Origin of the sequence: Pseudomonas frederiksbergensis (assembly GCF_035751725.1) — a bacterium.
Taxonomy (GTDB): domain Bacteria; phylum Pseudomonadota; class Gammaproteobacteria; order Pseudomonadales; family Pseudomonadaceae; genus Aquipseudomonas; species Aquipseudomonas frederiksbergensis_A.
Genome location: NZ_CP142104.1, coordinates 90,021 through 103,898 on the forward strand (window position 1 = coordinate 90,021; position 13,878 = coordinate 103,898).

Sequence of the window (13,878 nt, forward strand, 5' to 3'; positions counted from 1 at the left end):
ACGCCCCCATGCTCGACTCCCTGGAAAAAATGCTCGCCAAGGGCATGGACAACGCCCTTCTCCGCTTCGGCCTCGGCAAAGGCTACCTAGACCTAGGCGAATTCCCCCGCGCCGCCGAACACCTCCAACGCTGCGTCGAATTCGACCCCAAGTATTCAGCTGCATGGAAACTACTGGGCAAGGCCCACCAAGGCCAAGGCAACGCCGCCGCAGCCCGCCAAGCCTGGGAACAAGGCCTTGAAGCCGCCCGAGCCCACGGCGACAAACAAGCCGAAAAAGAAATGACCGTGTTCCTCAAGAAGCTGGATCGCCACCCCTGACTTCACACAAAATTGCTTTTGTGGTGAAGGAGCTTGCTCCCGCTTGAGTGCGAAGCACTCACAAGAAGTCCACCGCATTCACATGCCCGCCCGCCAACACACAACCCCGTGGCGAGGGGATTTATCCCCGCTGGGCTGCGTAGCAGCCCCGAAACGGTCAACGCGGTTTGTCTGATATGACGGAAACTAACAGAGAGCTCTCCCTAACAAGTGCCTGCTGTCGGCCAGCAGCAGTCATTCGAACGCTTCGCCCAAAAAGGGGCGAATCTTCGCAATTCTCCTCTGCCAGTTTCCCGGTCCCTTAGAGCCCTGAAACACGCCTTTCTTGATTCGATACAGGTCTGTTAGGGGCTGCAGCATACTAAATGCACCCTATTTAGGCCTGATAGCTGGCAGGCAATATGCCATCAAGGTAGGCTTGACGATGAGTGTTCACAGCAATTGTGCCGAGATCTTCAAGTGACTTGAAGGAAGAAGGCGCGCTTCCTTCTCTCGATTAAAAAATAAGGGTGAGTGAATTAATGGGTAGCGATGCAGATGTAAATAAAAATAAACTACTCATAAAGCAGGGTGATATATGGTTCGGCAAAGAAGTCGAATCTGTGCATGTTCGCGGAACTGATTATGTTATTTATAGCATGGTCGGCGATGATCATTGCTCTTGGTATTTTGAGTCGAATGATGAAAGAATCGACGAGGCATTGAGACTACTCAACAAGAGCCTTGTTAAAATAAGTTACAAGTTTAGAGGAGTCATTTCTGGCGTTATAAGCAAGCTAATACTTAATGCTGTTAGGACGATATTTAGGGAGCGTGATAATAAAGAAGCTATTACTGGCGCTCTTTTGGCACTTGAACAACAAATTGACCTGCTAGTTGGTGTGCAGGTCGTCATAGCTCAGAATGAAAAGCTCAAAGTTTGGATAACTGAAGATAATCGTATCGTTCATCATGTAAAAAAGGCATTCATTACTCCTGAAGTAGGTGCGGCTGTCAAAGAATTTAAGATTTTAGAGTCATTCGCTATCGCGATGCTCCCTTTAAAGAAACATCCGCTATTTTTTAGGCGTCTGGCTGCAGCTTTTGCTGGAAGACTGGAAAGCTTTGATGATCCATTGATTTCTGCGGTATTTGATGAGCTAAGGCTTTACGTGAACAAGACCGTTGAGAACGATTTAAAAGTAAGATATTTGTCGGTAGCTTTCCTAATAACTTTTTTGTTCGTTGGCCTAGCCTTTTCAGTATACCGATCTAACTTTTTTTCTGGTTTTATCCAGCAGGCGATAGTAGCTGTTTCGGGCGGGGTTCTTGGTGCATTTATTTCGGTGCTGGAACGCTCAAAAAATATTGTTATCAGTGAGCATGAGACTGATGCGTTAGTTGTCATGCAATGTATTGTTAGGGTTTTTCTGGGCGGAGTATTTGGACTAATTGTTATTAGTGCGGTTGCTTCTGGAGTCGCCTTCACTCTTTTTAATAAGTCGTCAGCTGCAATGCTGTTGCTGGGTGTGGTGTCAGGGTTTAGTGAAAGATTAATTCCAGAATTAATTCAAGGTATAAGCATACGCGGAGATAAGCAAGAGCCGTAATGAGGGAAACCGGGGACAGACCACGATTTGGGCTCACTTGTAATCGGACTGTCTCATAATCGTATCTTTCCCCTATTCCTAGTAAAAGTCGTAATAAAGCGCCCACCCCCCCCCCCCGTTCCATTGAGCGAAAAAGGGGACGGATTTATATGTTCGGAAGAATGGAGTCCCGAAGAAGGCTAAGTGACTGCCGTTCAGGTCAGTCACCTTTTTTGTGTTTATGTACTTCCAGATCAGGATGTTTGGGTTTGTTTTCTTCAGTAACACGACGGCGCTGGTCTTTTTTGCCTGTGGATTCAGCGATCGGTTTAGGGCCGGGTTTGATACTCATATGTTTAACTCCTTCGATTGATAACGGGTCTGTAACTGGAGCCGTACGCATGGACAGTGAAACTACGGGGCGACCAACTCGGCAAGCTTGGCCGCGATATCTGCAAACGTATCTTCAGCAGTGTTCAGGCCGCTTCTCGAACCGAGTAGAGGACTGACTTCACGCAGAGATTCGTATGTCGTGTCGTGAATGATTGGAACCAGCAGGTCCCTTGCGAGAAGCGCAGAAAGCTCTTTGTCGGCGATGCCTTCGGCTGCCAGGCGACGCAGCAAAGCAGGGGTCACCAGCACAATCCCAACTCGAGACTTCGCCAACCCTTTATCAATTTCACGTAGCAACGAAGAGCCTAGAAGGACATCTTTCTCGCTGAACCAAACGGAAACACCGAGCGACTCGAGTACATCATGCAGCTCCTTGGCGGATCCTTTCCGGTCGTCCCACGCGTGACAAAGAAACACGTCCCGCAGATCAGGTACCGTTGCACGCCTCTCGACATTTTCGCGTACAGGTGTGAGCGTTCGTACCTCGGCAGAGGTGTAGGCCACAGAGGATCCGGGTTTCGACCAGCGCGGCTTTGCGCCGCCGGATGAACCGCCGCTACTTCGACCACTCCCGCCGTGAGACGGGAACGAATAGGATGATGCGTAGGACGAGGATGAATATGATCGCGATCCGTACCCGCTATATCCGCTGCCACATGCGGGACACGCTGCTCTTGCGCTTGCCGAACGATGACCATGTACCGGTGCTGTACATCTAGACATGTCGTAAACCTTCCGTTTGTAGCTGTTCGCCCAAGGGATGAATAAGCAGCGGCTGACCTTGGCATCAGCTTTTGAAAACACCGCAGCCCATCCTTATTGCGCTTCAGATTGTGATTCCAATATGCTGGCACAAACGATAGCCCATCGCGCGAATTCCGCTAGCAGGCGTAGCGTAAATGTTCGCTGGCGGCCTCGGTCACACCGCGGGTGTGTTCACCGTTGAGTAGCATGTGCGTGGAAATAGACGTGTCGTCACAACCCGTCGCCGGTGCGGTTGTCATATATCGGCCTTTGAGGATCAGCGACGACAAAAGGGATATATCTTCTGAAAATAAATCTGTCCTCTATTCCTGCTTACTCTCTTATTCTGTGCGAATTTCAAAATAAGTCGCACAAAACGCCGCGAAATTATTAGGGGGAATTTATGCAAAATGAGACCTTGCATATGGAGTATCTGGAGCTATCTGCAAAACTCTCGAGATTACAAGGCTTGTTGACTGCACAGCTTAACCAACTTGTAGAAGCTGCCGGCTTAACCCTTGGCCTGCCTATTGAGAGCAGAGTGAAAACTTGGAGTTCCATAGGAGAGAAATTAGAAAGGAAGGGTATCCAACCTGAAAAACTTTCTGACTTAAGCGACCTCCTTGGCGTCCGGATAACATTCTTATTTCAGCGTGACTTAGACGCATTCTGCGCATCTCTTGACGACAAGTTCCTGATAGCTTCCAAAGAGGACACCTCACATCGACTATCAGACGCTCAATTCGGATATCAATCCCAACACTATATTGTATATCTACCTCCCACTTGGGAAGCGGTCCCTACATTCGAAGGGCTTACGCAATATAAAGTCGAGATCCAGATCAGAACTCTCGCACAGCATATCTGGGCAGCAGTATCACACAAACTCCAATACAAACAAGAGGACAGTGTGCCCCTTCCATTGCGCCGCTCTATCTATAGAGCATCAGCCCTATTAGAAACTGTCGATCTTGAATTTACAAGACTGCTCACAGAGCGCGATAGCTACGTAAAAGGCCAGACCGAGCGTGCTTCGAAGCAAGCAAAACTTGATGTGACTATTCTGGAAATAGTATTAAACGAGGTATTTCCAAAAGCTAACAAGCAAGATGGCAATGAAGGCTATTCAGAGCTGATCACCGATCTAAATCACTTCAATATTCACACAAGAGGGGAACTCACCTCACTATTAGAGAAGCGACGACAAAAAGTACTAGAGAGTGACAAGCAAGAAGCAAGCTATCGCCTTAAAAAACTATTAAACCCAAGCATGGACAGCAACGACATTCAGGTATCAGAAACGCAAAAATACCGACTCGAACAAGGAGTTTTCTATACACACGTCGGACTTGCACGAACTGCTCTTGCAAAAGAAGTCGGAGAAGAAGCTTTTCTAGAATGGGCAATAGCCAAAAGATCACTTTGATCCCCCCTTTCGCCACCAATGCAATCACCCCGGCAAAGGCGAACACCGACCTGTACCGACCAGACATTAATTACTGAAACTGAAACGGCTGGAATGTTGAGAACGAAGCTGGTGGATTCTAAATCCCACCAGCCGGGACTCCTGGACGTTGACGGAGTCGAGAATTCCCTTACCCTCGCAAATTTTTTGCCCTTCTAGGTGACGCGCTGATAAGACTGTCAGGAGGTTTTCCCTCTTCCAATAGCACATAGCGTTAGGCTCGATCTCGAAGGAACCGGGCGTGTTGATGGGAAATAAGTCAGCCCCTACGCACTCACCATCACTCAAGAGGTACATGGATATCGTCTCTTGCTCGCCGAAACGCCATTCAATAGAACCTACATCTCCAGACTTTCCTCCCCATTAAAATAATACTGGTTATGCATCAATGCCTTCAGCCGCTTACCCACCAGCAAACGCGCATTTTGCAGGTCTTGGGCTGCTCTTTTAAGCAAGTAGGAATAGCGGATATCCATTAGGAACCTCGGTCTTGGGACGTGGAGGGCAGATATTACATAGGGGCTGCGATTTCCGATTTTTGGTCGGTTTTCAACCTTACGTTACCGGTCGAAATCGATCAGAAGCTGCTATTTGTGTTAAACACACTTAGCCTGACGGAATGAACTACTGGCCAGATTGCAGGCGCTCTATAGCTTCGAGAAGCTGGCCGTCGAAATACTCGGTTCCATCTCGCTCCTGCTCATTCAAGCGACGCCCTGCCTCGAAAAGCAGGTGCTTGGTCGCGATGTTCTGATTCAAAAAAGTAGCGACCATAAGGTCACTCAAATTTTTTAAAGGCGTGTCCCATGCCTCCCTGCAACGATGCATTAGTCCAGTATGCTCATCCCCAGACCAAGGGCCTAAAAGATTCGAGATTGTCAGGTCGGAAGTCATTAAACCTGCCTCTGAGAAAAATGAAAGAGCTTTAATTTCGCACGCTCGGAAGGTAGGTGAGAAGCGAAACTGAAAGACTGCTTCTGGCCGCGTGCAGCCTACCGCAAGGAAGGGCAGCCGTGAGATACGCGGGGAAAGCTTAAAAATATTTCGAGCTTATTCGTCCGCTAATTATGGACAGAAAAACCAAAACCCGACGCAAAACGTCGGGTTTTTTCGTTATGGAATAAATCCTACTGCCGCGGCTCCACGTTATCCAACACCCGATTCGCCAACAACGAACTCAGCTCAATCAACTGCTGAATCCCCAGCGCCACATGACGCCTCGCCCCATCCAGATCAAACGCCAAATCACTCACCATCGCATCAGCCGAAGCTAGCGTCTCACTGAGGTTGGCGAGCAGGCATTCGTTATCGAGGCCTTTCACGACGGTGAATAGCTGGCCTGGTTTGGGCTCGTCTTTGGATTTGTCCGGTTTCGGTAGCAAGTAGTGATCGATCACCCGTTTGGTGGTTTCGTCTTGCTGCTTGGCTTTGGATTTTGCGGATTTGGAAGTGGAATCTGCTTCTGGCGGATTCGGGGTAATTTTGAACATAAGCTTCGGTTCCATATGTGGTGCCGACAACCCGAAGCTACTAAACAATGGGGTGGCAGCTGTACGCAGGTTAGTAGACCGGGGAACCGAAGAAGCCGGCGCGCCTAAGCGCCCTGCATACAGCCACCATCAGAAACAGGGTAGGGCCCTGTTTGAGACGCGCTTGTACAACTTCGATTACCTCGGGCTACTAAACCCGACCACTGATGGGCAGTGGCAGGAAGACAATAGAACCCCGGGACAAGGCGCACAAGCGGGCGGATTCTGGCGTAGTTGTAGGCAAAGGCGCAAGGATGCGTGGCTTGATGGACGTTGTAGGCGGGGGCTGTAGGAGAAGAGCGTTTTGGCATGCAGGTGGGTTGTTTTTGCTCAGTCCAGCAATACGAAATGATTGAATCTAGTCCGCCCGTTGCAGAAAATTGCCACCTTTACCCCAAAAGGATACGGGTGATGAAGTTCGAAGGGACTTTCCGATACATGGGCACTCACGGGATCGTCTTCAACGTCTCGCAGATCACCCTCACCGACAGCGAACGTGGACGTTTGCGCGAGCTGCATTTGTAGGGTCGGTGTGCGCACATATACCAATCAAATTTTACCCACCTACCATGCGGGCGACGTACTAGTCAGCATAGCGGCGCAGGTCAACGGCGGCATCGGCCCGCAACGCACCCTCTCGACATTGATCATCAAGACCTGACTGGAGACGTACATGTCCGACCTTACTCAATTGGTCATTGCCTTGGGGGTGTCCTTTCTGCTTGATCGATTCCTCAAACCCTATCTGCTACGCAAGTGGCTAGGCGTGGCGTTGGCGGTGGCGGGTGCGGTTGGCTGTTTTGTAGCAGGTCAGAAGCGCTTGTTGGGGTTTGATCTGGGGTTGCTGGCGGTTTTTGCCGTGCCGATAGGGATGGGTTTGTTCTCGAAGCGACGGCGGTTTGAGGAGGTTGGCTGAGAGGGCGTTTTGCAAACGCCCACGCCACCACCCCTCAACTCCCTTCACTGTTACAACTGGCCGCGTGCTTGAGATACGTCAGGGCTTTGTGCTCACCCATCGAGTCAAGGTAGGTGATTTGCGCATTCACCAACCCGCAGGTCTGGCTACTGTCTTCAGTCAGCGAGATCACCTTATCGATGTCCAGCTGCGTGCCGTAGGAATAGCTTTCGCTGGCTGCTTTGTCTTGGGCCAAGGCGGGTAATGCGGCGGCGCTCAGGGCAGTGATCAGGCAAGCCGTTGCGATGGTTTTCAGGTTCATGGTTGTTTCCCTTCAATGAGTTGGATGGCGCTCATTAAAAACCCGCGAGGTATCTCGGCTGTGTCGAAAAACGCCGTGGTTGGATACGTACGTATCAGAGGTGAATTGCGATACAGAGCGATACAATCGCCACTGTTTTTGCTTGGTCCTGGCTTGATTCAGGGCCGGATAAGCTGGACGACGGTGCGCTGCCAACTGGCAACCGAGCATCCTCACACTGCGCAACTGATGCGCGCATTTCGGAGAGCTGGGCATGGAACATGTCGATCACGTTTTGATCGTGGATGATGATCGGGAAATCAGGGAGCTGGTCGGCAATTACCTGGTGAAGAATGGCCTGCGCACCACCGTGGTCGCCGATGGTCGTCAGATGCGGGCTTTTCTCGAAGCCAATCAGGTGGACCTGATTGTGCTCGACATCATGATGCCGGGGGATGACGGGCTGCTGTTGTGCCGCGAGCTGCGCGCCGGCAAGCATAAGGCGACACCGGTGCTGATGCTGACGGCTCGCAGCGACGAGACCGACCGCATCATTGGCCTGGAAATGGGCGCCGATGATTATCTGGCCAAGCCCTTCGCGGCCCGGGAACTGCTGGCGCGCATCAACGCGGTGTTGCGGCGCACCCGCATGCTGCCGCCGAATTTTGTCGTCAGCGAAAGCGGCCGGATGCTCAAGTTCGGCCGCTGGCGCCTCGACACCACCGCCCGCCATCTGCTCGATGAAGACGACACGCTGGTTTCGCTGAGCGGCGCCGAGTACCGGCTGCTGCGGGTCTTTCTCGATCATCCTCAGCGGGTGCTGAGTCGCGACCAGTTGCTCAACCTGACCCAGGGCCGTGACGCGGACATTTTCGACCGTTCCATTGATCTGCTGGTCAGCCGCGTGCGCCAGCGTTTGCTGGATGACGCCCGCGAACCGCTTTACTTGAAGACGGTGCGCAATGAAGGCTACGTCTTTACCTTTGCGGTGGAAATGCTTGAGGAGCAGGCATGAAGCTCGCGTTGCAATGGCCCCGTACGCTGGCGTCGAGGCTGTGGTTGGTGTTCCTCGTCGGTCTGATACTCGCCCAGGCCCTGACGTTCGCCGCCCAGTACTACGAACGCTACCAAAGCACCAAGACGGCGATGTTGGGCAACTTCGAGCACGACACGGCGACGTCCATCGCCATTCTCGACCGTCTGCCTGCCGACGAGCGCCTGGCATGGACCAAGCGCCTGCAGCGTCGCAACTATGATTATTTGCTGCGCGAACATGATCCCGGCATTCCACTCACGTCGAACGATCTCGCGGCGACGGCGGCGCAATCCCTGCAAGTCGCGCTGGGCCGCAACTATGACCTGACCATTGTCGAAATCCCGGGCCCACGCCAGCATTTCCAAGCCCAGGTGCGACTGGCTGACGGCAGCCCCGTGACCATCGATGTGCGTCCCTCGGTCAAGCCGTTGTCGCCCTGGCTGCCCTTTGTCCTGTTCGGTCAGTTGCTGCTGATGATCGGCTGCACCTGGCTGGCCGTGCGCATCGCCATACGCCCCCTCAGTCGCCTGGCCGAGGCGGTGGAGAACCTCGACCCGAACGCCCATCCGGTGCCGTTGGATGAAACCGGTCCACGGGAAGTGGCCTATGCCGCCCGCGCCTTCAACAGCATGCAGGCGCGCATTGCCGCTTACCTGAAAGAGCGTATGCAGTTGTTGGCGGCGATTTCCCATGACTTGCAGACGCCCATCACCCGCATGAAGCTGCGCGCCGAGTTCATGGACGACTCGATAGAGAAAGACAAGCTGGGCAACGACCTGAATGAAATCGAGCACCTGGTGCGCGAGGGCGTCGCTTATGCGCGCAGTGTCCATGGCGCGACGGAGACCAGTTGCCGCATCAGCCTGGATTCTTTTCTCGACAGCCTGGTGTGCGACTACCAGGACACCGGTCGCGAGGTGAGTTTGCGCGGCCAGAACGGCGCGATCATCGAGACAAGGCCCCATGCCCTGCGGCGTATTCTGGTGAATCTGGTGGATAACGCACTGAAGTACGCCGGCACCGCCGAGGTGGAAATCGGCGGCAATGCGAGTACCGGCGTTTCCATCAGCGTGCTTGACCGAGGGCCGGGCATTCCTGAGGAGATCCTGGCCGAGGTGGTCAAGCCGTTCTATCGGGTGGAAAGCTCACGCAACCGCAGCTCTGGCGGCACCGGCCTGGGCCTTGCCATCGCTCAGCAGTTGACCGTCGCGATTGGTGGAACGCTGAGCCTGCGCAACCGCGACGGCGGCGGGCTTTGCGTGACCCTCGACTTCGGCGTCGATCAGTAGGCCGCACTGCTGGATCGGTGGCATGCATTTGTAAGCCACTGTATCCAGCGCATCTACGTACTCAAAAGAACGTATAACGGCCGGGTGTCGAACATTTCCTGTACACATGCCCTTGCAAGAATGCTCCCCATCAACTCGCCATCGGATCCCCCGAATGGCGAGCCATGACCTAAGGAGATCTTGCCATGAATACCCAGTCCTCCCGCGCTCAAGCAGCCAGCTACATCACCACCCCGGACGGCGTACAGCTCTATTACAAGGACTGGGGTCCGAAAGATGGGCCAGTTGTCACCTTCAGCCATGGCTGGCCGCTGAATTCGGATAGCTGGGAATCGCAAATGTTGTTCCTGGCCGAGCAAGGCTATCGGGTGATCGCCCACGACCGCCGCGGCCATGGCCGTTCCAGCCAGCCGTGGGAAGGCAACGACATGGATCACTATGCCGATGACCTGGCCACTGTGATCAACACGCTGGATCTTAACGACGTCACCCTGGTGGGTTTCTCGACCGGTGGCGGCGAAATCACCCGCTACATCGGCCGCCACGGCACCGATCGGGTGAAGAAGGCTGCACTGATCAGCGCCGTTCCGCCGATGATGCTCCAGACCGAAGACTACCCAGGCGGCCTGCCGATCGAGGTGTTCGACGGCCTGCGCAAGGCCTCACTGGACAACCGCTCGCAGCTGTATCGCGACATCGCGTCCGGCCCGTTTTTTGGCTTCAACCGCGACGGGGCGAACGTCTCCCAAGGGCTGATCGATTCGTTCTGGGTGCAGGGCATGCAAGCGGGTCATAAAAACACCTATGACTGCATCGCTGCGTTCTCGGCGACGGACTTCCGTGCCGACTTGGCCAAGTTCGACGTACCGACACTGATCGTGCATGGCGACGATGACCAGATCGTCCCGATTGACGCCTCCGCCCATGCCGCCGCCGAGCTTGTGCAGGACGCCGAGTTGATCGTCTATCCGGGCGCGCCCCACGGCCTGACCGACACCCACAAGGACCGCCTCAATCAGGATCTGTTGGATTTCCTGGCTAAGTAAGCCATCGCACCCTCCAATAAATGAAAAGGAATGATCATGCTCAATCTCAAATCGCTCTTGGCCGTTACCATCACCGCTGCGTTGGCACTGACAACCCTGAATAGCGCGACCGCCGCGCAACCCGACGCCGCCAAGCCGACCATCGTGCTGGTGCATGGCGCATTCGCCGAGTCGTCCAGTTGGAATGGCGTTGCCGCCCAGTTGCTGAGCCAGGGTTACCCGGTCGTTGCCGCTGCCAACCCGCTGCGCGGCGTGAAGCAGGACGCCGATTACGTTGCCGATATCGTCGAGCAAACCGCCGGCCCGGTGATCCTGGTGGGTCATTCCTACGGCGGGGCCGTGATCACTAACGCCGTGCACGACAACCCCAAGGTCAAGGGACTTGTCTACGTCGCAGCCTTCGCGCCGGACAAAGGCGAAACCGCCATCGAACTGTCCGGTCGCTACCCTGGCGGGACCCTTGGGCCGACCTTGGCGGCCCCGGTGCAGTTGGACGATGGCAATAAGGACCTCTACATCCAGCAGGACAAGTTCGGCCAACAGTTTGCCGCCGACGTGCCTGCGGCGGACTCCGCCCTGATGGCCGCCACACAACGCCCCATCAGCGAGGCGGCATTGAAGGAAGCGTCTGGCGAACCGGCCTGGAAAAAACTGCCGTCCTGGTTCATCTACGGCTCGGCGGACAAGAACATCCCCGAGGCGGCCCTGAAGTTCATGGCCGAACGCGCGGGCTCGAAAAAAACTGTCACCGTCCCAGGGGCCTCCCATGTGGTGATGACGTCCAACCCGCAGAAAGTTGCAGAGCTGATCATTGAAGCGGCGCAGGCCAGCTCCAAGGGCTGATCAGGTGAAGCGGGGCGACTAAAAGCCTCATCCGCTTATCTTCAAGAAGAACAAAAACCCGGCGCAGGAGGCCGGGTTTTTCGTTGCGCAAAACTAAACCGCTTGCCAAATCTTGTATGGCAACGAGCCATTAGTATGGATAATCCATCTGCGAATCATTAGCATTCACTAAATTGGCTTCCCGTTTCCCCGCAGGTACTCATTCCATGCTTCTTCCATCTCGCCTTACATTGCTTGCTGCATGCTGCTCAGTCAGCTTTCTTACCCAGGCGGCAGAGCCTATTGAATTGGGCGTGACCGACGTTACTGCCGGCGCGGTCAAACCCAACTCCAACACGCTACCAACGCCCTATGCGGGTGGTCAGGTGGCGAGGGGAGGCCAGATGGGGGTGCTGGGCAATCAGGACAACATGGATGTCCCGTTTGTGATGACCAGCTACACCTCGCAGCTGATTGAGGATCAACAAGCGGAAGACGTGGGCGATGTGCTGCTCAACGATCCGTCGGTGCGTCAATCCTATGGGTTTGGTAACCAGTCCCAAGTGTTCGTGATTCGCGGCCTGCCGCTTAACAGCGACGATATTTCCTACAACGGTCTGTATGGCGTCTTACCGCGTCAAATCCTGTCGACGGATGCGATCGAGCGTGTCGAGGTGTTCAAGGGGCCCAACGCGTTTATCAACGGTGTCAGCCCGACGGGCTCGGGCCTTGGCGGCGGCGTCAACTTGCAGCCCAAGCGCGCGGAGGATGTCCCGACGCGTCGCTATACCCAGGACATCAGTACCGATGGCCGCATTGGCGAACATTTGGATATCGGGCAGCGATTCGGCGAGGACAATCGGTTTGGCGCCAGGCTGAACCTGAGCCAGCGCGAAGGTGAAACAGCGATTGACGATCAGGATCAGCGTACCAAGTTGTTCGTGGCGGGCTTGGATTATCGAGGCGATGATTTCCGTGTTTCTACCGATTTCGGGTATCAGAAACAGCGTATCAACGGGCTGCGTAATTCAATAAACATCGGCAACGCTACCCGCATCCCCACGGCTCCGAACGCGAGCCACAATTATGGACAGGACTGGACTTACTCCGAAACCGAAGACACCTTCGGCATGATTCGTGGCGATTGGGACTTGAATGAAAACTGGACCGCCTACCTGGCGGGCGGTGTAAAACACACCCGAGAGACCGGGGTGTACGCCACACCGACACTGGTCGGCAATAACGGCGTCGCGACGATCGGCGGCTCGGAAATTCCTCACAATGAAGACAACACATCGTTCAGTGGCGGGTTGAACGGGCGCTTCAACACGGGCCCTGTTTCCCACCAGGTTGCGATCGGCGGCTCAACGATCTGGACCGAGCAGGAAAACGCCTACACGTTCTATCGTTCCGTGACCGGCAACAGCAATATTTACGACACCCCGAAGCTTCCCAAGCCGACCGTGGTGTCCAGCACTGGCGGTGAAATGGGTGATCCCGGGGTAACCGGCAAAACCCGCAACCGCAGTCTGGCGATCTCCGACACGTTGGGCTTGTTCGATGACAAGTTGCTGGTTACTTATGGTGTCCGTCGTCAGCAGTTGCGTGTTGAAAACTACCGGTACGACGGCACCACTTCCAACGGTTTCCCCAACCCAGCAAACGATGGCAGCCGCAGCACGCTCTACGATGAAGCCGTTACCACGCCGGTCTATGGCATCGTCTACAAGCCCGTGGAGAGCGTGTCGCTCTACGCCAACCGAATCGAAGGCCTTGCAAAAGGGCCGGTGGCGTCTGGCACAGGCATCACCAACCTGGGCGAAGCCTTTCCCCCTGGCCGCACAAAACAGTTGGAAGCGGGTATCAAGCTGGACATGCAGACCTTCGGTGCCAACGTGGGTGTGTTCCGCATCGAGAAACCGTCCGATGGTTACGTCGACAACGTGCAGCGGCTTTATGTGCGTGACGGTGAGCAGGTCAACAAGGGCTTGGAGATCAGCGTCTTCGGCGAGCCCATCGAAGGCCTCCGGTTGATGGCCGGCGGTACCCGCATGACGTCCGAACTCAAAAACACCGCAGGTGGCCTCAACGATGGCAATCACGCCATTGGCGTGCCGACCTTCCAGCTCAATGCCAGCGTGGATTGGGATGTCCCGGGCATCGAAGGCGCCGCGCTCAGCGCCAGGATGTTGCGCACGGGCGGGCAGTACGCGGATCAGGCTAACAACTTGAGCTTGCCGACGTGGAACCGTTTCGACGCGGGCGCACGTTATAAGATGAAATTCGTGGAGAAAGACCTGACGTTGCGCGTCAACGTGGAGAACATTACCGATAAGAACTACTGGGCCTCGGCGAACGGGGGCTACCTGTCGCAGGGGGATCCGCGCTTGGTGAAGTTTTCGGGGACTGTTGATTTCTGAGTGTTCGTGTGGACCTGAAACCAACCCTGCGTTGGGAAATTTATCCCCGC

The 13,878-nt window shown here is 54.6% G+C and carries 15 protein-coding genes; 9 read left to right on the forward strand and 6 right to left on the reverse strand.

Annotated features, from left to right (window positions below):
- Positions 1 to 8 precede the first annotated feature (8 nt).
- Positions 9 to 320 (forward strand): tetratricopeptide repeat protein, encoded by a 312-nt coding sequence (locus tag VQ575_RS00420; protein ID WP_325918804.1) that lies wholly within the window; start codon positions 9 to 11, stop codon positions 318 to 320.
- Positions 321 to 841: 521 nt separating this feature from the next.
- Entirely contained in the window at positions 842 to 1,909 is a 1,068-nt protein-coding gene (locus VQ575_RS00425; RefSeq protein ID WP_325918806.1) for a hypothetical protein, read from the forward strand.
- A gap of 199 nt (positions 1,910 to 2,108) precedes the next feature.
- Here the strand turns inward: VQ575_RS00425 and VQ575_RS00430 are convergent, their stop codons facing one another.
- Together VQ575_RS00430 and VQ575_RS00435 are read right to left on the reverse strand one after the other, a co-directional pair.
- On the reverse strand, positions 2,109 to 2,240 hold the full coding sequence (locus tag VQ575_RS00430) for a hypothetical protein (protein ID WP_017337405.1): 132 nt from the start codon (positions 2,238 to 2,240) through the stop codon (positions 2,109 to 2,111).
- A gap of 62 nt (positions 2,241 to 2,302) precedes the next feature.
- Entirely contained in the window at positions 2,303 to 2,785 is a 483-nt protein-coding gene (locus VQ575_RS00435) for a toll/interleukin-1 receptor domain-containing protein (protein ID WP_325918808.1), read from the reverse strand.
- A 643-nt stretch (positions 2,786 to 3,428) separates the two neighbouring features.
- On the opposite strand from VQ575_RS00435, the gene VQ575_RS00440 reads away from it, so the two are divergent.
- Complete coding sequence (locus VQ575_RS00440; protein WP_325918809.1) at positions 3,429 to 4,451, forward strand: GTP pyrophosphokinase; 1,023 nt, start codon at positions 3,429 to 3,431, stop codon at positions 4,449 to 4,451.
- A 377-nt stretch (positions 4,452 to 4,828) separates the two neighbouring features.
- Here the strand turns inward: VQ575_RS00440 and VQ575_RS00445 are convergent, their stop codons facing one another.
- The 3 genes from VQ575_RS00445 to VQ575_RS00455 all read right to left on the reverse strand — a co-directional run bounded on the left by VQ575_RS00445 (position 4,829) and on the right by VQ575_RS00455 (position 5,980).
- Positions 4,829 to 4,966 (reverse strand): hypothetical protein, encoded by a 138-nt coding sequence (locus VQ575_RS00445; RefSeq protein WP_325918811.1) that lies wholly within the window; start codon positions 4,964 to 4,966, stop codon positions 4,829 to 4,831.
- A gap of 148 nt (positions 4,967 to 5,114) precedes the next feature.
- A complete protein-coding gene (locus VQ575_RS00450; protein ID WP_325918813.1) occupies positions 5,115 to 5,384 on the reverse strand; it encodes a hypothetical protein in 270 nt (89 codons plus the stop codon).
- Positions 5,385 to 5,617: 233 nt separating this feature from the next.
- Positions 5,618 to 5,980, reverse strand: a complete 363-nt coding sequence (locus VQ575_RS00455) for a DUF6124 family protein (RefSeq protein ID WP_325918815.1) — start codon at positions 5,978 to 5,980, stop codon at positions 5,618 to 5,620.
- A gap of 712 nt (positions 5,981 to 6,692) precedes the next feature.
- On the opposite strand from VQ575_RS00455, the gene VQ575_RS00460 reads away from it, so the two are divergent.
- Positions 6,693 to 6,935, forward strand: a complete 243-nt coding sequence (locus tag VQ575_RS00460; RefSeq protein ID WP_325918817.1) for a hypothetical protein — start codon at positions 6,693 to 6,695, stop codon at positions 6,933 to 6,935.
- Positions 6,936 to 6,969: 34 nt separating this feature from the next.
- On the opposite strand, the gene VQ575_RS00465 is transcribed toward VQ575_RS00460, so the two are convergent.
- Positions 6,970 to 7,236 carry a DUF2790 domain-containing protein gene (locus tag VQ575_RS00465; RefSeq protein WP_325918819.1) on the reverse strand — a complete coding sequence of 89 codons (267 nt, stop codon included), beginning with the start codon at positions 7,234 to 7,236 and terminating at the stop codon, positions 6,970 to 6,972.
- A gap of 253 nt (positions 7,237 to 7,489) precedes the next feature.
- Between VQ575_RS00465 and VQ575_RS00470 the strand changes: the two genes are divergently transcribed.
- The 5 genes from VQ575_RS00470 to VQ575_RS00490 all read left to right on the forward strand — a co-directional run bounded on the left by VQ575_RS00470 (position 7,490) and on the right by VQ575_RS00490 (position 13,828).
- A complete protein-coding gene (locus tag VQ575_RS00470) occupies positions 7,490 to 8,230 on the forward strand; it encodes a response regulator (RefSeq protein ID WP_018600898.1) in 741 nt (246 codons plus the stop codon).
- Entirely contained in the window at positions 8,227 to 9,540 is a 1,314-nt protein-coding gene (locus tag VQ575_RS00475) for an ATP-binding protein (protein ID WP_039593419.1), read from the forward strand. Before VQ575_RS00470 ends, VQ575_RS00475 begins: the two co-directional genes overlap by 4 nt.
- Positions 9,541 to 9,725: 185 nt before the next feature.
- The gene (locus VQ575_RS00480) at positions 9,726 to 10,586 is read left to right on the forward strand and encodes an alpha/beta fold hydrolase (RefSeq protein ID WP_325918821.1); all 861 of its coding nucleotides are present in this window, start codon (positions 9,726 to 9,728) and stop codon (positions 10,584 to 10,586) included.
- A 30-nt stretch (positions 10,587 to 10,616) separates the two neighbouring features.
- Positions 10,617 to 11,429, forward strand: a complete 813-nt coding sequence (locus tag VQ575_RS00485; protein ID WP_325918823.1) for an alpha/beta fold hydrolase — start codon at positions 10,617 to 10,619, stop codon at positions 11,427 to 11,429.
- Between the two features lie 206 nt (positions 11,430 to 11,635).
- Positions 11,636 to 13,828 (forward strand): TonB-dependent receptor, encoded by a 2,193-nt coding sequence (locus VQ575_RS00490; protein ID WP_325918825.1) that lies wholly within the window; start codon positions 11,636 to 11,638, stop codon positions 13,826 to 13,828.
- Positions 13,829 to 13,878 lie beyond the last annotated feature (50 nt).